Origin of the sequence: Halobellus sp. H-GB7 (genome assembly GCF_030848585.1) — an archaeon.
Lineage (GTDB): Archaea > Halobacteriota > Halobacteria > Halobacteriales > Haloferacaceae > Haloquadratum > Haloquadratum inordinatus.
Genome location: NZ_JAVDDW010000001.1, coordinates 742,036 through 762,604, shown reverse-complemented (window position 1 = coordinate 762,604; position 20,569 = coordinate 742,036). Strand labels below are relative to the sequence as shown.

General features: G+C 65.7%; 21 protein-coding genes and 1 tRNA gene. 8 read left to right on the top strand and 14 right to left on the bottom strand.

What is annotated here, in order from left to right; translation table 11 throughout:
- Positions 1–240 precede the first annotated feature (240 nt).
- Positions 241–2,031: a PAS domain S-box protein gene (locus RBH22_RS04090; RefSeq protein ID WP_306676603.1), complete on the top strand. Its 1,791-nt coding sequence runs from the start codon at positions 241–243 to the stop codon at positions 2,029–2,031.
- Positions 2,032–2,091: 60 nt separating this feature from the next.
- Here the strand turns inward: RBH22_RS04090 and RBH22_RS04085 are convergent.
- From RBH22_RS04085 to RBH22_RS04055, 7 genes are all read right to left on the bottom strand, one after another.
- Positions 2,092–2,164: transfer RNA gene (locus RBH22_RS04085), tRNA-Thr, on the bottom strand.
- A gap of 55 nt (positions 2,165–2,219) precedes the next feature.
- Positions 2,220–3,212: a class I SAM-dependent methyltransferase family protein gene (locus RBH22_RS04080; protein ID WP_306676602.1), complete on the bottom strand. Its 993-nt coding sequence runs from the start codon at positions 3,210–3,212 to the stop codon at positions 2,220–2,222.
- A 527-nt stretch (positions 3,213–3,739) separates the two neighbouring features.
- Entirely contained in the window at positions 3,740–4,591 is an 852-nt protein-coding gene (locus RBH22_RS04075) for a universal stress protein (RefSeq protein ID WP_306676601.1), read from the bottom strand.
- Between the two features lie 45 nt (positions 4,592–4,636).
- Positions 4,637–5,056, bottom strand: a complete 420-nt coding sequence (locus RBH22_RS04070; protein ID WP_306676600.1) for a hypothetical protein — start codon at positions 5,054–5,056, stop codon at positions 4,637–4,639.
- A 5-nt stretch (positions 5,057–5,061) separates the two neighbouring features.
- Positions 5,062–7,662, bottom strand: a complete 2,601-nt coding sequence (locus tag RBH22_RS04065; protein WP_306676599.1) for a cation-translocating P-type ATPase — start codon at positions 7,660–7,662, stop codon at positions 5,062–5,064.
- A gap of 4 nt (positions 7,663–7,666) precedes the next feature.
- A complete protein-coding gene (locus RBH22_RS04060; protein ID WP_306676737.1) occupies positions 7,667–8,434 on the bottom strand; it encodes a sulfite exporter TauE/SafE family protein in 768 nt (255 codons plus the stop codon).
- Between the two features lie 78 nt (positions 8,435–8,512).
- Complete coding sequence (locus tag RBH22_RS04055) at positions 8,513–8,734, bottom strand: hypothetical protein (protein ID WP_121570867.1); 222 nt, start codon at positions 8,732–8,734, stop codon at positions 8,513–8,515.
- 99 nt (positions 8,735–8,833) lie between these two features.
- Here RBH22_RS04055 and RBH22_RS04050 point away from each other — a divergent pair, with 99 nt between their 5' ends.
- From RBH22_RS04050 to RBH22_RS04030, 5 genes are all read left to right on the top strand, one after another.
- The gene (locus tag RBH22_RS04050) at positions 8,834–9,115 is read left to right on the top strand and encodes a ba3-type terminal oxidase subunit CbaD (protein ID WP_256544957.1); all 282 of its coding nucleotides are present in this window, start codon (positions 8,834–8,836) and stop codon (positions 9,113–9,115) included.
- Positions 9,116–9,119: 4 nt separating this feature from the next.
- Complete coding sequence (locus RBH22_RS04045; protein ID WP_256290623.1) at positions 9,120–9,635, top strand: cytochrome c oxidase subunit II; 516 nt, start codon at positions 9,120–9,122, stop codon at positions 9,633–9,635.
- A 1-nt stretch (position 9,636) separates the two neighbouring features.
- A complete protein-coding gene (locus RBH22_RS04040; RefSeq protein WP_306676598.1) occupies positions 9,637–11,433 on the top strand; it encodes a b(o/a)3-type cytochrome-c oxidase subunit 1 in 1,797 nt (598 codons plus the stop codon).
- Positions 11,433–11,645 (top strand): CbaC protein, encoded by a 213-nt coding sequence (locus tag RBH22_RS04035; protein WP_121570864.1) that lies wholly within the window; start codon positions 11,433–11,435, stop codon positions 11,643–11,645. Before RBH22_RS04040 ends, RBH22_RS04035 begins: the two co-directional genes overlap by 1 nt.
- Before the next feature lie 82 nt (positions 11,646–11,727).
- Entirely contained in the window at positions 11,728–12,396 is a 669-nt protein-coding gene (locus RBH22_RS04030) for a hypothetical protein (protein ID WP_306676597.1), read from the top strand.
- Positions 12,397–12,404: 8 nt separating this feature from the next.
- Here RBH22_RS04030 and RBH22_RS04025 read toward each other — a convergent pair whose 3' ends face one another.
- From RBH22_RS04025 to RBH22_RS04010, 4 genes are all read right to left on the bottom strand, one after another.
- Positions 12,405–12,599 carry a hypothetical protein gene (locus tag RBH22_RS04025; protein WP_256544954.1) on the bottom strand — a complete coding sequence of 65 codons (195 nt, stop codon included), beginning with the start codon at positions 12,597–12,599 and terminating at the stop codon, positions 12,405–12,407.
- Positions 12,600–12,721: 122 nt separating this feature from the next.
- Positions 12,722–12,952 (bottom strand): hypothetical protein, encoded by a 231-nt coding sequence (locus tag RBH22_RS04020; protein WP_256544953.1) that lies wholly within the window; start codon positions 12,950–12,952, stop codon positions 12,722–12,724.
- A 263-nt stretch (positions 12,953–13,215) separates the two neighbouring features.
- Positions 13,216–14,430 (bottom strand): TIGR04347 family pseudo-SAM/SPASM protein, encoded by a 1,215-nt coding sequence (locus RBH22_RS04015; protein ID WP_306676596.1) that lies wholly within the window; start codon positions 14,428–14,430, stop codon positions 13,216–13,218.
- Positions 14,427–14,756 carry an Htur_1727 family rSAM-partnered candidate RiPP gene (locus RBH22_RS04010; RefSeq protein ID WP_306676595.1) on the bottom strand — a complete coding sequence of 110 codons (330 nt, stop codon included), beginning with the start codon at positions 14,754–14,756 and terminating at the stop codon, positions 14,427–14,429. Before RBH22_RS04010 ends, RBH22_RS04015 begins: the two co-directional genes overlap by 4 nt.
- A gap of 101 nt (positions 14,757–14,857) precedes the next feature.
- Between RBH22_RS04010 and RBH22_RS04005 the strand changes: the two genes are divergently transcribed.
- Complete coding sequence (locus RBH22_RS04005; protein WP_306676594.1) at positions 14,858–15,355, top strand: halocyanin domain-containing protein; 498 nt, start codon at positions 14,858–14,860, stop codon at positions 15,353–15,355.
- Between the two features lie 50 nt (positions 15,356–15,405).
- Here RBH22_RS04005 and RBH22_RS04000 read toward each other — a convergent pair whose 3' ends face one another.
- From RBH22_RS04000 to btuC, 3 genes are all read right to left on the bottom strand, one after another.
- Positions 15,406–16,473, bottom strand: coding sequence for a transcription initiation factor IIB (locus RBH22_RS04000; RefSeq protein ID WP_306676593.1), 1,068 nt, complete (start codon positions 16,471–16,473; stop codon positions 15,406–15,408).
- Between the two features lie 310 nt (positions 16,474–16,783).
- A complete protein-coding gene (locus RBH22_RS03995) occupies positions 16,784–18,217 on the bottom strand; it encodes a heme ABC transporter ATP-binding protein (protein WP_306676592.1) in 1,434 nt (477 codons plus the stop codon).
- Positions 18,214–19,233 (bottom strand): vitamin B12 ABC transporter permease BtuC, encoded by a 1,020-nt coding sequence (gene btuC, locus RBH22_RS03990; RefSeq protein ID WP_256544947.1) that lies wholly within the window; start codon positions 19,231–19,233, stop codon positions 18,214–18,216. Before btuC ends, RBH22_RS03995 begins: the two co-directional genes overlap by 4 nt.
- A 63-nt stretch (positions 19,234–19,296) precedes the next feature.
- Between btuC and RBH22_RS03985 the strand changes: the two genes are divergently transcribed.
- Positions 19,297–20,436, top strand: a complete 1,140-nt coding sequence (locus RBH22_RS03985) for a PGF-CTERM-anchored ABC transporter substrate-binding protein (protein WP_306676591.1) — start codon at positions 19,297–19,299, stop codon at positions 20,434–20,436.
- The last annotated feature ends 133 nt before the right edge of the window (positions 20,437–20,569 follow it).

Genomic DNA, 20,569 nt, shown 5'->3' with positions numbered 1-20,569 from the left:
GCCGACCGCAGCAGCCGCCTCATACTGTCGGACAGAACTGTGTGCAGAGTATCGGCACCCCGTGGGTGCCAACATCATTCACGAACCCCTGTCCGACAGTATCAGCATATGAGACAGCCGCTTCGAGCCTCGTCTGCACGTTTCGGACCACAGTGTCTTTGAACCAGCAACGCTAGGTATACGATACGCGAATGCAATGAACCGGCACGCATCCTCGTCGATATCCCACTGGACGCACAGATGACAGACGCCGATGCTCGTAGTGCAGAGTTCTCTCTTTTCCCGGCCGCTCTCGACGCTCTCGACGATGCCTTCTGCGTGTGCACGACCGCTGGCGATCTCGTCTACTGGAACGACGCGCTCGCCGCGGTGAGTGGCTTCGAGGAAGCCAAACTCGAATCGAGTTCGGCGACGGATCTCTTCGGGGAGCGAGATCGAACGCGCGTTGCGGACGCAATCTCGACTGCACTGGAGGCGGACGACCGCACCACCGTCGAAGCGGATCTCAGAACTGAGGGCGATGACTACGTCCCATACGAGTTCTCCGTGGTTCCGCTGACGACCGAGGAGGGGACGCGACTGGTCGCTGGCGTGGGACGGGACGTTACCGAGCGGCAGGAGTACGAAGCGCAACTGCGACAGCAACGGGACCGGCTCTCGGTGATGCTCGAGAACGCACCGCTCGTCCTCTTCGCGCTCGATACAGACGGCGTGTTCACGTGCTCGCAGGGCAGAGGATTGGACGAACTACGGCTGACAGCAGACGAGGTGGTCGGCGAGTCGATCTTCGATGTCTACGGGGACTCGCCGGCGATACTCGAAAACGTCACTCGCGCACTCGACGGTGCCCGTGTCCGAGACGAAGTGACTGTCAACGACGCGACGTTCGACACGCTGTATCGGCCCGTCTTCGACGAATCGGGGGCTGTCGAGCGTGTCATCGGTGTCGCGGTCGACATCACCGAGCGAAAAGAGCGCGAACGCGAGCTGGAGCGCTACGAGGCGTTCATCGAGAACTCCCAGGACATCGTCACACTCGTCGCTGCGGACGGGACGGTACTGTACGAGAGTCCGGCGATCGAACGGGTGCTCGGATATTCACCGGACGACCTCGTTGGCGATTCGATCTTCGAGTACGTGCATCCCGAGGACCGCCAGCGCGCTATCGAGCGGTTCTCGGCCGACGTCGAAAGCGGCGGGCCGACCCGTTCGATAGAGCTGCGGTTCAAACACGCGTCGGGGTCCTGGCGGTGTCTCGAATCGGTCGGAACGAACCTTCTCGACGATCCGGTAATCGGCGGCATCGTCGTCACCTCCCGAGACATCACGGAGCGAAAGTCGTACGAAAAAGAACTCGAGATGCGAAACGAACAGCTGTTGGTTCTCAACCGGATCGTTCGACACGACATCCGCAACGACATGTCCGTCTCGCTCGGCTGGAGTGAGATGCTGAAAGAGCACCTCGACGAAGAGGGTCACGAAATCGTCGACCGGATCCGCAAACACGACCAACACGTCATCGATCTCACGAAGACCGTCCGCGACTTCGTCGAGACGCTCGAAGAGGACGCAGAGCCGACGCTGGAGGCCGTGAACGTCGAACGGGTCGTCGAGCAGGTCCTCGAAAGTTGGACGACGGCGTACGTGGACGCCGAACTCGACGCCGCCGAGATACCCGAGGCCGAAGTGAGAGCCAACGAACTGCTCACGTCCGTCTTCCGAAATCTGTTGAACAACGCCGTCCAGCACAACGACAAGGAGACGGCGCGCGTGAGCATCGACGGCGACGTTCGATCGGAGACGGTCGTCGTCCGGGTCGCCGACAACGGACCCGGTATTCCCGATGGGCAGAAAGACGCCGTCTTCGGGCGGACCGAGGCTGGACTGGACGATCCGGCGGCTGGCGTCGGCCTCTATCTCGTGGATACACTCGTCTCACAGTACGACGGCAGCGTCTCCCTGAAAGACAACGAACCGGAGGGAACGGTCGCTGTCGTCGAATTGCCGAGAGCGACCAGTTCGGAAGATTAACACCTCTTCTAGGTGCGACATACGAGCCGCTCACTGTGTGGGTGACGTGCGACAGAAAGAAGCCGGTGGAGGGATTTGAACCCTCGGCCTATTCCTTACGAAGGAATCGCTCTGCCAGCTGAGCTACACCGGCGCGGTCGTTCAGACGCACTCGACCGTACTGCGATGAGTAAGAAAAGGCTTCCGAATCACCGCGACGTGAGCCGAACGTCGAGACAGACGTTGTACTCGTGTGGCGCGTACGAGCGGACGACGTGCTCGGTTTCGACCGCGACGTCGTACGCCGGGTCGGCGGCCGCCGCGGCCTCTCTGATCGCCCGGATTCCCGGGCCGAACGGGTCGTCTTCGTGCTGGATGTCGTAGTAGTGGAGCATACACTCCTCGCCTGCGAGTTCCATCGCCGTCTCGAGGAAGTCGCCGGCGCTGTGCGGGAGGTTCATCACGAGCCGATCGGCCCAGCCGGCGTAGTCGGCGGCGAGGTCGCGGACGTCCCCTTGAATCGCCGTCACGTGTTCTTCGACGCCGTTGCGGCGGGCGTTCTCCCGGAGGTACTCGACGGCGACGGGGTTGAGATCGCAGGCGACGACGTCCGCGTCGCGGCCGGCCATCGGGATCGCGAACGGGCCGACGCCGGCGAACATATCGATCACGCGCTCGCCGGCGCCGACCTGGGAGATCACGCGGTGGCGCTCGGTCGCGAGGCGCGGTGAGAAGTAGACCTCGGCGATGTCGAGTGCGAACTCGTAGCCGTACTCTCGGTGGACGGTCTCGGTCGACTCGCCCACGAGGACGTCCCACTCGCGCACCCGGAGTTCGCCCTTAACTTTCGAGGCGCGATTGACTACCGTCCGCGCGCGGAGATCCGATTCGACGATGGCGTCGGCGATCCGGCGGGCGCGGTCGGCGTCGTCCTCGTCGAGGATGACGACGTCGCCGAGGCGCTCGTAGGAGGGTTCGAAGCCGAGCACCTCCGCGGGCGTCGTCTGCGTCTCCCGCGCGGGGGCGTCGTGATCGACCACGTCGTACGCGGCCGGGACCGCGGCCGCGTCGGTGACGGGGATGTAGAGCGATCCCGACTCGACCGTGATCTCGCGCTCGCGATCGATGAGGTCGCGGTCCGCGAGCGCCTGACGGGTCTCCTCGCCCTCGCTCGTCGGCACGCGGACGCACGGAACGGTCATTACCCGAGGGTGGCGAGCGACCGGAGTAAGCGTGACGTTTCGACGCGAGCGAGGCGAGAGACGAAGACGGGGTCACTACGTCTGTGGTCTGTCACCCTCACCCGCTCGCACGAGGATGGGCACGTCGACGAAGACAGCCCCCCTTGGCTCGTTCGCCGGCGGTGTGAACCACTGCGGCGAAGATGTGGTACCACGGAGTATTGTCGTCCGTGTCAACGGACACGGTTTGTGGTTCTCCAGACATAAGCGACCTCGACGAGTGCCAGATTCACTGACCCCCGTCGACAGGCCGTATTCGCCCGGATATCGTTAAACTCAGTAAATATAAACGAAACAATAGTAAATATAATCAGATACGCCGGGGTGCTCGTCTCTAACGGACTGTCACACGATCCGGACCGACTTCGTCGCCGAACTCGGCGGTTCGGCCTCCGAACCCTGACGCCGAACGACGCTCTAAATCACTCAGTGACTACTCACAGAGGAGAGCTGAAAACTAAAATCTACAGACCGCCCCGATTGCGACGCTACGCGGGGACGACGAGGACGGGCGTCTCCGAGAGACGAACGACCTTCTCTGCGACACTCCCAAGGACGAACCGCTCGACGCCGGTGCGGCCGTGGGTCCCGAGTACGACGAGATCAGCGTCTGTGTCGTCGCAGTATTCGAGGATCGATCGGTGCGGTACGCCGTGTTCGAGCGTCGTCTGGACGGCCACCCCCGCCGCCGCCCCGCGCTCGCTGACGCGGTCGAGTGCTTTCTGTGCGGCCTCCTCGTAGGCCGCCTCCGTCTCACTCGATCGGATCCGGCCTCGTGGGACGACCGACAGCGCCCGGACGGTCGCGTCGAACTGGCTGGCGAGATCGACTCCCCATCGCTCGGCGGGTGCTGCGGCGTCGCTACCGTCCGTCGGCAGGACGACGTCGCGGTACGGGCGCTCACCCGCGGCGTCGACGCGGACCGTGAGCACCGGAACGGGCGAGAGGCGAACGACCTTCTCGGCGACGCTCCCGAGGACGTAGCGATCCAGTCCGGTCCGGCCGTGCGTCCCCATCGCGACCAGGTCTACGCCGTAGTCTTCGACCGCGTTCAGGGTCTCCTTGTGGGGAAAGCCCGCCTCGACTGCCGTCTCGGCCGTGATACCGGCGTCGCGGACTCGCTCGGCGGCGTCGGCGACGACCGCTTCGAGTTCCGCTTCGACTTCGCGCCGCTCCGTGACGCTCGACAGTCCGTACGGATCGACGACGGCCAGGAGGTGGATCGTCGCGTCCGTCTCCGTCGCGATCGTGACCGCGTGATCGAGCGCCGACGTCGCCCCCTCGCTCCCGTCGGTCGGGACGAGGATCCGGTCGACGTCGACGGCCGCGTGCTGGCTCATAGGTGGCCGTTCGTCGGGTGCGGAGAAAAATCCGGCCCTCGTCAGTCACTTCTCAGGAGGGCGGTCCGTCGGATCGAAGTCTTCGAGACGCTCCGCGGTCGGCGCTGCCTCGACATCGGGATCGTCGACGTCGGACCCGGTGTCGCTCGTCTCGGTCGTGCCGCCTTGTGCGACGCGTTCGATGTAAGCTTCGACCGCCGAGGCGGCGTCCTCGGGATCGGTGTAGCTGTCGCCGAGACCGACTTCGCGGTGTTCCCACCCCTCGTCGTAGACGTAGACGTCGACCCACCAGTAGAGCGACAAGCCCTTCGAGAATTCGACGATTCGGACGCGGTGATCGCCCGATCCGTTCTGGTAGGCTGTCGTCCCGTCGCGTCGCTGCGCCGACCACCCGGGCGGCAGTTCGACGTCGAACGGGTCCGCGCCTGCGTCGTCGGCGCCGCCGGAGCGTCCCTCGTCGGTCATTACGGTCACTCGACGGTAGGGGGCTCAGAACTTGTAACTCCCGATTCGGGACCCGTGTCCGCTGCTGGCCGCCCGTCGGTGGCGGACGTCGGCACCGACCGCTCGTCCGTCACCGTCCCGGAGTTCAGGTCCGCGATCGAACGCGAGGAGTTGGTGACGACCAGAAGGCTGCTCGCGCCCATCGCGACGGCCGCCAAGAGCGGATTGAGCACGCCCGCGATCGCGAGTGGGACCGCGACCAGATTGTAGACGAACGCCCAACCGAGGTTCTCCCGGATCCGCCGGTGCGTCCCGCTCGCGACGTCGAAGACCGCCGGCACCGCGTGCAGTCCTTCCTCGACGATCACCGCGTCCGCCGCGCTACCGGCGAGGTCGGTCCCGGAGCCGAGTGCGATTCCGACGTCGGCGCTCGCGAGCGCCGGCGCGTCGTTCGAACCGTCGCCGACCATCGCGACGGTCCCTCGCGAGCGGAGCCGCTGTACCGTCTCGGCTTTTGCCTCGGGCGGCACGCCCGCGAACACCTCGTCGACCGCGGCGTGTCGACGGAACCGTTCGGCGGCGCGCTCGTCGTCCCCCGTGAGCACGACGATCTCGCGGTCCGCGCCGAGGTCATCGACGACCGACTCCCACTCGGCGCGGGGCGCGTCGCCCACGTCGAGAACGGCCCGCGCGCGGCCGTCCCAGGCGACGAACGTCGGGACGCGACCGTCAGCCCGACTCGTCTCTGCGGCGTCGAAAAGCGCGTCGGGAATCGTGATTCCGTGCTCGGAGAGCAGTTCCGAGTGGCCGACGACGACTGTCGTGGATTCGTCGGTGTCGTCGCCGCTCGCTGCACCGTCGGGCAGGTCGACCGTCCCCGTCACGCCTTTCGGATGCGTGCTCGGGTCAGCCACGTCCGGGAGCGCGTCGGGACCGGCGTCGACGACGGCCTGCGCGATCGGATGGGAGGCGTAGCGTTCGACCGCGGCGGCGAGAGCCAGTGCGCGCGCCGCAGTCTCGTCCGACGCGTATCGAACCTCGCCGCCGTCTGCTGCTGTCGGCGGGACGCGGCCCCCACCGTCCGTGTCGTCGCCGTGGACGTACGCGTCGACCACGCGCATCCGGCCGTCGGTCAGCGTCCCGGTCTTGTCGAAGACCACGACGTCGGCGTCGGGCGCGTCCTCGAAGACGGAGTCGGAGGCGACGACGACCCCCGCCTCCGCCGCGTCGCGAACACCCGCCGCGACGGCGAGCGGCGTCGCGAGGCCGAGCGCACACGGACAGGAGACGACGAGCACCGTCAATCCAGTGAGGATCGACTGGGTGAGGGGCGTCCCAGTGAGGACGAAACCGATCGTTGTCAGCACGGCGAGCGTGAGGACGAGCGGAACGAACACCGTCGCCAGCTTGTCCGCGAGCCGCTGGGCGCCCGAGCGCGAGGACTGGATCTCCCAGAGGAGTTCGACCAAGCGATCGAGCGTGCTCGTTGCCGCCTCGCCCACCTCGACCGTGATCGGGTCGTCGGTGACGACGGTGCCGCCGAGGACGTCGTCGCCGGGACCGCGACGGTCCGGCAGCGACTCTCCGGTGACGAGCGATTCGTCGATCGCTGCGCTGCCATCGACGACGACGCCGTCGACGGGGACCCGTTCTCCCGGTCGCACGAGGACGCTGTCGCCCGCGTCGAGTTCGTCGACGGGAACGGTCTCGGTCCCTCCGTCGGCCGTGAGCCGCGTCGCGTCGCTGACGCGGGCGCTCGTCAGGTCTGTCAGCCGACTCGCGGCGCGCTGTTTGATCCGGTCCTCGTAGTAGTTGCCGACGGTGACCACGAGTACGATGGCGACACTCACGTCGAAGTAGACGTGTGTGCGGCCGGCGAGCATCATACCCATACTGAAGACGTACGCGGAGACGGCCGCGAGCGCGACGAGCAGGTCCATATTCGGCTGGCCGGCGCGGAGGCTGACGTACGCGCCGCGGAGCAGCGGGTAGCCGGTGTAAAAGAGAACGATGGAAGACATCACCCAGACGTTGCCGAGGACGTAGAGTCCGTCGAAGCCGCCGAGGTCGACGAGCGGCTGGAAGCCGAGGTAGGTCGGATACAGGAAGACGGCGTACCAGACCATCACCATCATTCCGAAGACGCCGCCGCCGATGAGGAACGTCGCGAGCCCGGATCGCTCCTCCTCGTCGGTCGCCTCTGGGTCGTCTACGTCGTAGCCGTAGCGGTGCAAGAGCGCTCCCAGATCGTCGACGTCTGTCTGCTCGGGATCGTACGTGACCGAGAGCATATCCGTCGCGTAGGACGCCTCCGCCGCGTAGATTCCCTCGTCGTTCGCAGCGGTGGATTCGATGAACGTCTCGCAGGTCGCACAGTGCATCCCGTCGACCGAGAGGTACGTTTGCTCGGCGTCGTCCGGCGGTTCAACCTCGCTGGTGTCCGTCCCCGCGCCGAGTTCGGATTCGATGTCGGCGTCGGCCGCGTTGTCGGGGCCGCCGAGCGCTCGGGCGACTTCCAGACACCCGCGGCAGCAGTACTCGCCCTCGACTTCGTCGTCGGTGATGGGCGGATCGGGCGTCGGCAGATCACACAGCGAACACACGTCGGCGTCGGTTCTGTCAGTCATCGTGTCACCCAAGCGGTTGATAGACCGGTATCATCGGATGCGGGAGGTGGATCCCGACGAGCATCAGTCCGTGCGCCAGCGGTAAGTACCCAAGGAGGAGAAACGCCGCGCCGAGCACCCGATGCAGCGTGCGACGACGGCCGGTCGACAGCGTTCCCAGCGCCGTCCCATAGACGAACAGCGTCGGGACCGTCCCCAGTCCGAGCAACGACAGGAGGAATGCCGCCCGCAGTGGGTCGCCGATCACGAACGCATAGAGGTACGCGGGGTACGTGATCGGGCACGGCAGGAAGGCGTGTCCAAAGCCGAGCCCCGCGATACGAGCGTCACCGACGAGCGCGTCGACGCGGCTCGTGAGCGCGGTGCTGACCCGAGAGAACGCGGCGGTGAGTCGCCCCGGCAACCGCACCGTCGCCCCAGCACCGCCGCGCAGGTACGACGCGCCGGTCGTCATAATCAGTGCACCGACGAGGATGCCGGTCGCCGCGCGGATGCTGTTGCCGATCGAGACGACGGAATCGGCCGCGCCGACGGTGAGTGCGCCGACGAGAGCGAGAACGGCACCCACGATCGCGTAGCCGCCCGCCCGTCCGAGATTGAACAGGGCGTGCTGGCGGACCTGATGGAGCGAGAGACCGACGTCGCTGTCGTCTGTCGCTTCGATCCGGTCGGCGTAGACGCTCACCAGCGGCCCACACATCCCCAGACAGTGTGCGCCGCCGAGTGCGCCGATCACGAGGAAGACGCCGGTCTCGACGTTTGATGCCGACACCTCGCCGACGCCGACAGCAGAGAGTAACGTTCCGGCAACCGGCGGGAGCGACACAGCCGGCGGTGAGAGCACGACCGATCAGAGCGCCTCGTCGCCCGCCGCGCCGGCCCCGTTTTCGCCGTGGCCGCCGTGTTCTTCCCCCTCTGTCGGAGAAAACAGGAGATACAGCGCGATCGAGATGACGATGACGTTGACGAGGGTGATGAGCCCGGCCCACCACGTCCGGAAGATGCCGAACGCGATCACCGGCAGGATCGACAACAGGCCGATCATTCCTGCGAGTCGCGGCGTGAGTTCCATACTCGACCTTCTGGATCGGTTTGATTCCACATTTCGGCGATTCCCACGGTGTAGGAATCTGACGCCTCGTTCAAGAACGTACGGTCGATACGCTTCGATATGCCAGCGGAATCGAATACTGAGACGGGCGAGGTGGCGACTCCCGCCGGAGATGGCACCGGAGAGACGGGAACTCCGGTACCGGACACGGAATCCATCGACGACGAGGGGTACGTCATCGGGTCGGGGCGATCAGGCGTCGTCAGGCAACTCGGGCACGACGACTTCGACCCCGTGGGGACACTCGTCCTCATCGCGATCTATATGGTTATCGTCGGCGCGATGTGGATATTTATGTACTTCGTCGAGTTCCTCGGCGGCGATCTGACGGTTATCGGGTGACACTATGGAGATACACAGATACGAAAAAATCTGGCTTGCGGGGGCACTGCTTCTCATCGTCGGCTTCATCGCGACCGTCTCGTACGGCGCGGTCGGGGCCGGCATCGAGATGATCAACGACGAAGGGGGCCAGGTGGACTCGACGGCGCTCGACGAGCATCCGAAGTTCAGCGAGCCGGGCACCTACAAGACCGGACCGAACGAGTACGACGTCTACGTGATCGCGAAACAGTTCCTCTACGAGCCCGGAACCTCCGAGCCGATACGGGTTCCGGCGAACTCCAGGGTGACGTTCCACGTGACCTCGGCCGACGTGATCCACGGTTACGAGATCGTCGGCACGAACGCGAACACGATGGCGGTTCCCGGACAGGTCTCGACGATGACCGTCGAGTTCAACGAACCGCGGAAGTACGGGCTACTCTGCAACGAATACTGTGGCTCTGCTCACCACGCGATGGAGGGCAGTATCCAGGTCGTCCCGCAGAGCGAATGGAACGAGACGATGGTGGTGAACTGAGATGGCTACGTTCGTAGATAAGTATCCAGAGGAAGCGAAAGTCGTCCAAGCGACGCTCGTGGTCTCGTTCATCTCGCTCGGGATCGGGGCGTTCTTCGGGCTGATTCAGGCACTGCATCGGACGAACGTCCTCCGGGTCATCGACTCGGTCGACTACTACACCGTCCTGACGGGACACGGCGTCCTGCTCGCGCTGTGGTTCACGATCTTCTTCCTGGTCGGGTTGTTCACGTGGGCGATCGTCAAGGGCTTCGAACGGCCGGTCCCCGACATCCGCCTGACGTGGGCGTGGGTCGGTCTGATGACGACAGGCGCGGTGCTCGCGACGATCGCGATCCTCGCGGGCTTCGTTCCCGAGATCCCGATGAGCGCAGACGTCCTGTACACGTTCTACGCGCCGCTGCAGGCGCACCCGGTGTTTTACATCGGAACCGCGATGTTCATCGTCGGCACGTGGATCGCCGGGGCGGACTGGTTCCTGGCCTACCGCGGCTGGCGGCAGGACAACCCCGACGAGCGGATCCCGCTGCAGGCGTTTATGGTCCTGACGACGATGATTATGTGGTTCGTTTCGACGCTCGGAGTCGCCGTCTCCGTCGTCGTCTTCCTCATCCCGTGGTCGCTCGGGATCATCGACACGGTCAATCCGCTCCTCACGCGGACGCTGTTCTGGTACTTCGGCCACCCGGTCGTGTACTTCTGGCTGATGCCGGCGTACCTCCTGTGGTACACGGTGCTGCCGAAGCTCGCCGGCGGCCGACTGTTCAGTGACCCGCTCGCCCGCGTCGTCTTCGTACTGTTCGTTCTGCTGTCGACGCCGGTCGGGATCCACCACCAGTACCTCGACCCCGGCATCGCGGAGGGCTTCAAGTTCATCGCAATGACGAACACGATGTTCCTCCTGCTCCCGTCGCTCCTGACGGCGTTCACCGTCGTCGCGAGCGTCGAACACGGGGCACGACAGCGCGGTGGCGAGGGCTACCTGCGCTGGCTCGGCGCGCTCCCGTGGCGCGACCCCGCGTTCGCAGGAATGGCGCTCGCCGGACTGATGTTCGCGGCCGGCGGCTTCTCGGGGATGATCAACGCCGGGATGAACATCAACTACCTCGTTCACAACACGCTGTGGGTCCCCGGACACTTCCACATGACCGTGGGGACCGCCGTGGCGCTGACGATGATGGCCGGGACCTACTGGCTGCTGCCGCAACTCACCGGAAAGCCGGTGTACAGCCGCCCGATCGGGCTGCTTCAGGTCATCACCTGGTTCGTCGGGATGGTCTTTATGTCGAACGCGATGCACCGCGGCGGCCTGCTCGGTATCCCGCGCCGGACGGCCGAACCGCAGTATCAGAACTTCGACTTCGTCGCTGCAGTGGGGAGCATCAGCGAGATCCGGATGCAGATCGCGCTCGGTGGCGTGCTGCTGTTCGTCAGCGTCGTGATCTTCCTGTTCAACGTCGCCGCGACGTGGGCTGACGACCGCGTCGACACGCCGGTCGACGACACCATTCCGGAGCCGCTCTCCTCGTCGAGCGGGGCGCCGCTCGTCCTCGACAACCTCGCGCTGTGGACCGGGATCGCCGTCGTCCTCGTGATCCTCGCGTACACGCTTCCGCTCGCGGGAATCATCAGCGACGCCGGGCTCTTCGGTGGGAGCCGCGGCTTCTCGGTCGCCTTCTCGCTGGAGTGGCTCGTCGACGCCACCGTCGCTGCGGTCACGAACGTCTCGCTCGACTCTCTCGCCGGCGTCGCGCCGGTCGATGCCGTCGTTGACAGTCTGCAGGAGGTGAGCCGCTGATGCGGCGGATCTCTCCCGCGCTGTTCTTAGTGCTCGCGGCGTTCACCATCCCGGTCGCGGTCGAACTCCGGACCGTGTTCGGGTTCTTCGGCATCGACCTGCCGTTCATCGCCGTCGTCGTCTTCGAGATCCTACTCCTGGCGATTCTCATCGCCGTCTACGTCCTCGGCCGGCTCTCGCCGGACGACGAGGAAGGCGCGGCGACGCCGTAGCCGGCGCACGAGTCGTCTCGACGACGAACATCTTTTTCCTCCGACCAACTCCGATACGAACACACGTTCGCCCCGACAAACGATGCCCACGACACCGACGCTCGGACGGTCGCTCCCGCGACCAGCACTGCGGACGATTCGCCTCCTCGGACTCTTACTGGCAGTCGAGCTCGCGCTCGTCGCGGGCTACGTGCTCGCGACCGGGTCGGCGATACTCTCGGTTCGCCACGCGGCGTACCCGTTCGTCTGGGTCAACGTCGCCATCCTCGCCGTCCGCGCCGTCGACGTCCCCGCGCCGACGACCCGCCGGTCCGCCGTGGCCGGGGGCGTCGCGGTCGGCTACCTCGTCGTTCTCGGGTGGACGAGCGGACTGATCGGCGCCGGTTCCGGTGGTGCGCTATCGGCGCGGCTCGTCCCGGCGTTGCCCGGCTGGGGACCAGTCGTGCTCGTCGATGGGCCGATCTCGCTCGCGCTCGTCCCGTTCGAGACCATCGGCTACCTGTCGCTTTCGGTTCTCGTGTACGTGGGAGTCGCTCGTGCCGCAGCAGGAGTGCTCTCGGGGCTCGTCGGACTCGTGACGTGTGTGAGCTGCGTCGGTCCCGTAATCGCGGCGGTGCTCTCGGGGTTCGTCGGCGGTGCGTCGACAGCGATCGTCGGCGCGACGACGGGCGCGTACGCTTACGACCTCTCGACCGCGCTGTTCGTCCTCACAGTCGCCGCACTCTGGCGAACGCTCGGGCTCGGACGATAGAATCCGAGCTACTGTCCGTACAGCGAGTTCGATAGCTTCCGCATCGCGTCCGTCTTCTCGTGTGCGTAGACGGGACAGGGGCGCGTTCCGTCGACCTCCCAGACGACCGACTGTCGAAGCTCGTGCGTACAGGTCGCTTTGAACGAATCGCGGTGCGGGCAGGTGGCACAACACTCCGGGAATTCGGGGTCGATACCCTCCATTGTTTGGTACTCGTTACCACGACGAGAGACCTAAGCCTTGCGCTGGCCGTCCCAGAACGAACGAGTCAGCAGCGACTGGTGGCGTACTACAGTAGCGTTTGCGATTTTTCAGAAAAGTCGTTTTACCGCGCGGGAATGACTCGGCGGACGGCAGCGCCGGTGGCGAGCAGCGCTGCGCCGAAGATGAACGTCATCGCGAGTTCGGGGGGAAGCGCGCTGATGCCGCCGGCCGTCGTGTCGATCAGTGCGTACGCCGCCACAGCCGTCAGGGCGACGCCGACGAGGACGAACACGCCGAGGGCGATCTTGAGGGGGTCGATTCCGACCGATTGGGTGGGGCGTGAGTGGCTCATTACAGTTTCTACTACGAGCCGAAAAGACATATAAACAGAATCCGCTTCTCAATTGCCGGGAATCGTCGTCCTGACGGGTCGTAATAGCCAATTCCGCCCGTGAAGAACGCAGACTGCCACGCGTATGTCGTGCAGGGTCTTTTCACGACTACCGGCCCGCTCGTACTGCCGGACTCGTATCCGACAGTATCATAGGGGTTATCGTAACCGTTCATAGCTTCTCACCGTCCGGGAGAAGCTATGAGGACTCACGATGACCCCTATCAGTCCGCCGCTGAGCCGCCCACGTCTGCCGCCGATCCGAGGCGCTCCTGCGGCGTCAGGTAACACTGCGGATCTGGGCCGAACACGTCGCCGTCGGCCGCGATCGCCCGGAGTCGCGAGCCCCCGCGACAGACGTCCTGATAGCGACAGTTGGCGCACTTTCCAGTGAGGTGATCTTCGCGGTTCCGCAGCGCGGCCAACAGCGGGTTCGACTCGTCCTCCCAGATCGCGCCGAACGGCCGATCGCGGACGTTGCCGAGGCTGTAGCCCTGCCAGAACTGCGTCAGGTGGACGTTGCCCTGGTAGTCGACGTCGGCGACGCGCTCGCCGGTTGGATCGCCGCCGTTGACTTCGAGATACCGCCTGACGGCGTCGGCCTTCGCCGCCCCGAACTGATCGCGAGCGTACTCGACGAGGAACGCCGCGTCGGCGTAGTTGCCGACGAGGAGCGTCTCGATCTCCTCGCCCTCGTCGTGGTACTCGAGCGTCATCTCACAGAGCTGTTCGACGGCCTCCCGCCGCTCTGTCGGCGAGAGGTCCGCATCGGCGATCTCGCCCCCGCGACCGCCGTAATCGAGGTGATAGAAGCAGAACCGATCGAGGCCGACGTCCGAGAGAAGATCGACGACTGACTCCATATCCGGTGCGTTCTTCTCGGTGATCGTGTAGCGGAGGCCGGTCTTCAGCCCGGCGTCGAGGAAGTTCTCGATGCCGCGGACGGCGGCGTCGAACGCGCCGTCCTGCCCGCGGAAGGCGTCGTTGCGCTCGGGCATCCCGTCGACGGAGACGCCCGCGTACTTCAGGCCCGCCTCGCGAAGCGCGGCGGCCCGTTCCGGCGTCGCGAGCGTCCCATTCGTCGAGAGGACGGGGCGGATGCCGGCGTCTGAGGCGTACGCGACGAGTTCTTCGAGGTCGTCGCGGACGAGTGGTTCTCCGCCCGAAAACAGCACGACTGGCACGCCGTAGTCCGCGAGTTCGTCGAGGAGCTGTTTCCCCTCTGCCGTCGTCAGTTCGCCCGACGCGGCATCGAGGTCTGCACCGGCGTAGCAGTGCTCGCAGTAGAGGTTACAGCGCCGCGTGACGTTCCAGACGACGACCGGCTTCGTCGTTCGCTCCTCGGTGATCTGCTCGCGTGAGGAGTCCGCTCCGTCGTCGTACCGGAGGCCATCACCCTCCGCATCGAGGTCGCACAGGAGTTTGCTGATCGAGATCACTGCGATGCACCCCCCGGCACGTCTGCCCCCGTATCGGGCGTCGATGCGTTCGGCACCGACGCTTCCGGCGGCGCGTCGTCGACGTGCGTCTCGCCCAGGTCACGGTTCGTAAACCGCTCGACGTCGTCCGCACGACAGAGCCACAGCGTGTGCGCCGTCCACTCGAACAGCGACGCCGCCTGCTCGCGGGCGACGGCCTCGCTCGGGGCCGTGACGCTCCCGACGTGCTGTAGCGGTTCGCTCTCTTCGGAGCGCAGGAACACTTCCCACTCCGGAGTCGCGTCGCTCCGCGGTTCGGTCACGCGCATCTCTGTCGAGTCAGTCATCGATCGGAGCGAAGAACCGCATAGGCGAACCGGTTCTGCCCGTTTTCGGAGATTGAGAACGAATGGATGCTCCTTATTATGTGAAACCCCTACCCCAAGCGATGGCACGAACGCAGCTCTCGCGTCGGACGGTCGTCGGGGCGACCGCGGCACTCGCTGCCGGTCTCGCCGGCTGTTCTGGGGGCAGTACGTCGGGCACCTCCGAAGCGGGTGATTCAAGCGGAGATACGGACGCTGACGGATCCGGGTCGGCCCCCGCTTTCGAGGGCTATCTCTCGAATGCGTCGAACTACGATGGAATCGTCGACAAAACCGGAAATTCGGAAGTCGCCATCACTGTCGGCGCCGAGGCCAACGGTGGCAACTGGGGCTACGGCCCCGCTGCCGTTCGGGTATCGACCGGGACCACTGTCGTCTGGGAGTGGAGCGGCCGCGGCGGTCCACACGACGTCGTGGCCGAAGACGGGTCGTTCAGTTCCGAGCAGCGGAATGGTGCGGGCCACACCTACACGCAGACCTTCGAGGAGTCAGGGGTGGTCAAATACTACTGCACACCACATCGGACGCTCGGGATGAAGGGCGTGGTCGTCATCGAATAATCGGACCGTCTCGCCGAAAAGAGACTACTCCAGCGGGAACAGAGACGGACCTATGCCTCGGCCGCGCTGCTGCGACCGCCGTACGGCGAGTCGAGGTCCCAGGCTTCGAGTAGCTCCTGGTAGCGGTTTCGGATCGTGACTTCCGAGATGTCCGTCACGTCACTCACGTCCGCCTGTGTCAGTTCCTCGTTGGTCAACTGGGCTGCGGCGTAGAGCGCGGCGGCTGCGAGGCCGACCGGCGACTTCCCGGAGTGGACGTTCTCGCGCTTTGCGTTCTCCAGCAGCTCGTTGGCCGTTCGCTCGGTCTCTTTGGGAATGTCGAGATCCGAGGCGAACCGCGGGACGTACTCGGCGGGGTCCGCCGGCTGGATTTCCAGCGAGAGCTCGCGTACGACGTAGCGGTACGCCCGCTCGAACTCGTCCTCGTCGACGCGCGAGACGCGCGCGACTTCGTCGATACTCCGCGGTACCTGCGCCATTCGGGCCGCGGCGTGCAGCGATGCGGTCGCGATTCCCTCGATGGAGCGGCCGGGGAGCAGCTCCTCGTCGAGCGCGCGGCGGTAGATGACCGACGCGGTCTCCCGGACGTTCTCCGGGAGCCCGAGCGCCGAGGCCATCCGGTCGATCTCGCCGAGCGCCTGTTTGAGGTTGCGCTCTTTCGAGTCGCGCGTGCGGAAGCGCTCGTTCCAGGTGCGGAGCCGCTGCATCTTCTGGCGCTGATTCGACGACAGCGAGTTGCCGTAGGCGTCTTTGTTCTGCCAGCCGATGTTGGTCGACAGCCCCTTGTCGTGCATCAGGTTCGTCGTCGGTGCGCCGACGCGAGACTTCTCGTCGCGCTCGGCGCTGTCGAAGGCCCGCCACTCGGGGCCGCGGTCGATCGAGTCCTCGTCGACGACGAGGCCACAGTCCGCACAGACCGTCTCGCCGCGCTCGTCGTCCGTGACGATCTCGGCCGAGTCACACTCGGGGCAGTGGAGGGTTTCGTCTTCGCTCTCTGTCGATTCCGATCGCTTCGTCGCTTCGGAGCGGGTCGCATCAGCCGCCGCGTTGTGGTCGCGCCACTTTCGCTCCTGCTCCTCTGTGCTGTCGCGCGTGCGCGCGTGAAGGGCATCACTCATTTTGTTGTACTGGAGGCCGGTGAGAACCGAACCACCGTCTCGTTCTCAACCATACGTTATCAGGCGCGCCTAAAAAATCTGTCGGCCGTGTGCGAACACAATACCGAGCCGATACGTTGGTGGTCGTAGGAAGTAATCGAGGGGAATACAGAACTACCACGGCAATGGTAATTAATCTCACGGTGGCCCGCGTGTAGCCGTCTACCGATTACCCTCGACAGCGGGAACAGTCCCCGCCAGCGAAGACAGACCATTTTATCGACACTTTCGGCCACGTTCGACGTCGATCGGCCACGTTCGGAGTCAGAGATTACGACTCGACGTCGTCTGGCGGCAACTCTTCCGCCACGCGCGTCGACTCCGGTTGGACGCGTGACGCCGAGTCGTCGTCGGAGTCAACGCCGAAGCGGCTCGCATCGCCGCCCGAGAGTGCCGCGGCGACCGCGCGGGGTACGTCCGCGGGATCGACGACCCGAGCCCGGTCGCGCAGCGTCTCGTAGACTCGCTCTGCCTCGGCCCCGACGTAGTTCCGTTCGGCGAACGGACGGTCCTCGACGAGGACGACGCGATCTGCGGCCGTGGCAGCCCGGAGATTCGGGAGATTTCCCGTCCCCACTTCGACGTCGGCGACGACGACGCAGTCGGCCGCCTCGACTCGCCGCTCGACGGCCGCACGGGCTTCCGGGCCGACGCCGGCGAACGGGTCGACTGTCACGACGTCGAGCGCGAGGTTCCGAGCGGCCTCCGTGTCGGTGTCGCCTTCGTTCAACGCGCCTGCAGAGACGTCGAAGCCGGCCGCATCGAGCACGTAGAGGTGCCGTGCAGCCGTTCCGCCGCCGCCGACCACGTGGACGTGACCGCTCCGCTCGTCAGCGTCGGCGCTCGGCTCGCTTTCGGTGACTCTGTCGCCGTCCGGCAGCGCTGTGACGTACACCGAACCCGTGACAGGGTGCTGTGAGACGACGGCGTTGGCGTCGAAGGCGGCTTCGAGCGCGGTCTCCGTCAGGACCGACTCGGGCGGACCGTGGGCGGCGACGCGACCGTTCGAGAGGAGAAGCAGTTCGTCGCAGTAGTGCGCCGCGAGGTTGAGGTCGTGAATCGCCGCGATTGCTGTTTTGTTCTGTGAAACGAGTTCTCGCACCAGTTCGAGCGTTCGGACCTGGTGGTTGATGTCGAGACTCGCCGTCGGCTCGTCCAAAAGCAGGAGTGGCGTCTCCTGTGCGAGCGCTCGCGCGAGCAGGACGCGCTGTCGTTCGCCGCCAGAGAGCGTCGTCACCGGCCGGTCCGCGAAGCGCTGCGCGTCTGTTCGGTCGAGGGCGCGTTCGACGGCTGCGGTGTCGTCCGCTGTCCAGCCGCCGAAGCGCGACCGGTGTGGGTTTCGTCCCATCTCGACGACGGCGCGGGCATCGAACTCGAAGGCGACGGTCGTGTCCTGGGGGACGGTCGCGACGAGTCGGCTGGCGGCCTTCGAGGAGAGGTCGGGGACGGATTCGTCGGCCACGCGGACGGTTCCGGAGGTCGGACTGAGCGTCCCGTTGAGCGCCCGGAGCAGCGTCGTCTTGCCCGCCCCGTTCGGCCCGACGAGTCCGACGAACGTGCCGGAGTCGATGGCGGCGTCCAGTCCGTCGAGCACGGTCGTGTCGCCGAATCCGATCTGTAGGTCTTCGACCCGGACGAGCGGCTCCTCCGGCGCCGCAGCCGGGCTGTCAGCCGAGGGGTCGTGAGGGCCGTTTGGATCGTTCATAGCCGTGTCACCTCCCGCGAGCGGAGGAGATACAGGAAGAACGGGGCCCCGAGAGCGGCCGTCACGATGCCGACCGGAATCTCTGTCGCACCGGAGCGCGCGAGCGTGTCGGTGGCCACAAGGAACGATGCACCGGCGAGCGCGCTCGTCGGGAGGAGGATGCGATGATCCGGGCCGACGATCAGGCGCATCGCGTGCGGGACGATGAGGCCGACGAAGCCGATCACGCCGGTCACGGCGACGGCCGCCGCGGTGACGACGCTCGACGCCGCGAGCAGCAGTCGCTTCGTGCGCTCGACCTCGATGCCGAGCGCGTGGGCGTCTTCCTCACCGAGCAGGAGTACGTTCAGGTCCCGCGCGTAGAGCAGCAAGAGCACGAACAGCGGCGGCAGGATGACGGCGATCACGAGCACGTCGTCCCAGGTCGTGCCCCCGAGGTGGCCCATCAGCCAGTAGACGACGCGGCGGAGGCTCTGGCCGCTGTGGATGAGCAGCAGCGAGATCATCGCACCGAGAAACGTCTGAACAGCGACGCCGGCGAGCAAAAGCGTCGCCGTCGGTGTGTGGCCGTCGCGCGTGGCGATGAGGTAGACGCCGAACGCGGTGAGAATTGCAGAGACGAACGCCGCACCCTGTAGTTCGAGCCCGAACGGGAACGCGAACGGGAGCACGATAGTCGCGACCGCGCCGACGGCCGCGCCCGAGGAGACGCCGACGATCGAGGGATCGGCCATCGGGTTGCGGAAGAAACCCTGCATCACGACGCCCGCCGTCGCGAGCGCGAATCCGACGAACGCCGCGAGGACGATCCGCGGCAGCCGAACGTCGAGGACGATGATCCGACTGGTGTCGGCGGCGGCGAATCCGAACGGAAACGGGTCCGCCGAGAGCAGTATCTTCGCGACCGTGACTGGGGGGATCGACACCGGACCGATGCCGGCGCTGACGACGACGACGCCGGCGAGAGCGACTGTCAGCGCGCTCGACCACCCGATCGTGCGTGTTCGGAGGGTCACGGTACGTTCACAAACTCACTTGGATTAGGCAAATACTTGTTGCAACGGCGGTCTGGCTAGGGTATGCAATTCCGCGTGCTCGTACTCGCAGTGCTACTCGTCCTCGCGGCCGTCGGGCCGGCGTCGGGTGTCGCTGCGGGCGCGACTCCCACCGCTGTCGGCGACGCATCGCACACAGGGCCGTCTGTGACCTGTTCGTTCCCGTACACGGCAACCGACGCGACCGGGACCGAGGTGACGCTCGATGCCGACCCCGAACGGATCGTGACGCTCAACCCGAGCGCCGCGCAGACGATGTGGGAAATCGGTGCCCGCGACGAAGTCGTCGGGTTCTCACAGTACGCGACCTATCTCGAAGGGGCCGGATCGGGCGACCGCGTCAACGTCTCCGGCGCGGGCGGGCCGAGCGTCGAGAAGGTGCTCGCCGCCGATCCGGACCTCGTCTTGGTGCCGAACAGCACCTACGGCTTCGCGGCCGATCGCGTCGAGCAGATCCGTGCTCAGGGCGTTCCGGTGTTCGTGTTCGGACAGCCCACGTCGCTGGCAGCCGTCGCTAACAAAACCGAACGCATCGGCCGCCTCACCGGAAACTGCGAGGGTGGTGTCGAACGCGCCGACGAGATGCGGCAGTCGATCGCGCTGATGGAGCAGGCGCTCGAAGACGAAGACGAAGACCGGCCGCTCGCGCTCAACGTCTTCCACGGCTACACCTCGGGGGCGAACACGTTCATCGGCGACGTGATGGAGAGCGCCGGTGTGCGGAACGGTGCCGCAGAAGCCGGCATCACGGGCTTTCAGATGATCAACGACGAGACGGTCGTCGAACTCGACCCGCAGTGGATCGTGGCCCCCGAAGACAGCCCGATCCCCGAGAACGAGGCGTACAACAGCACGAGGGCAATTCAAGAGGGCAACGTCGTCCGCGTGAACACGAACTACCTCCAGCAGCCCGCGCCCCGTTCGGTTCGCGCGGCGGAGACGATTCTCGAAGCGGTCCATCCCGACGCCTACGAGGAGTACCAGACGCTCCAGAGTCAGGCGGAGACGTCGACCACAGAGGCGGCGACCACTGAGGCGGCGACCACGACAACGACGGCCGAGACTGACGCGCCCGCGACGACGTCGACCGACTCCCCCGGGTTCGGTCTCTCGGTGTCAGTTGTCGCGCTCGCGGCCGCCGCACTCCTGGCGCTCCGTCGATAACGGCGACGCACCCCTTTCGATTCCGTGCGGTGATAGGGGTTATCGTAAGTCTCCATAGATGTCTCGCCGGACGGTACGGCGAGAATCTCCGAACAGGTACGATAATCCCTATGAGGAATAGAGCGAACAGCCG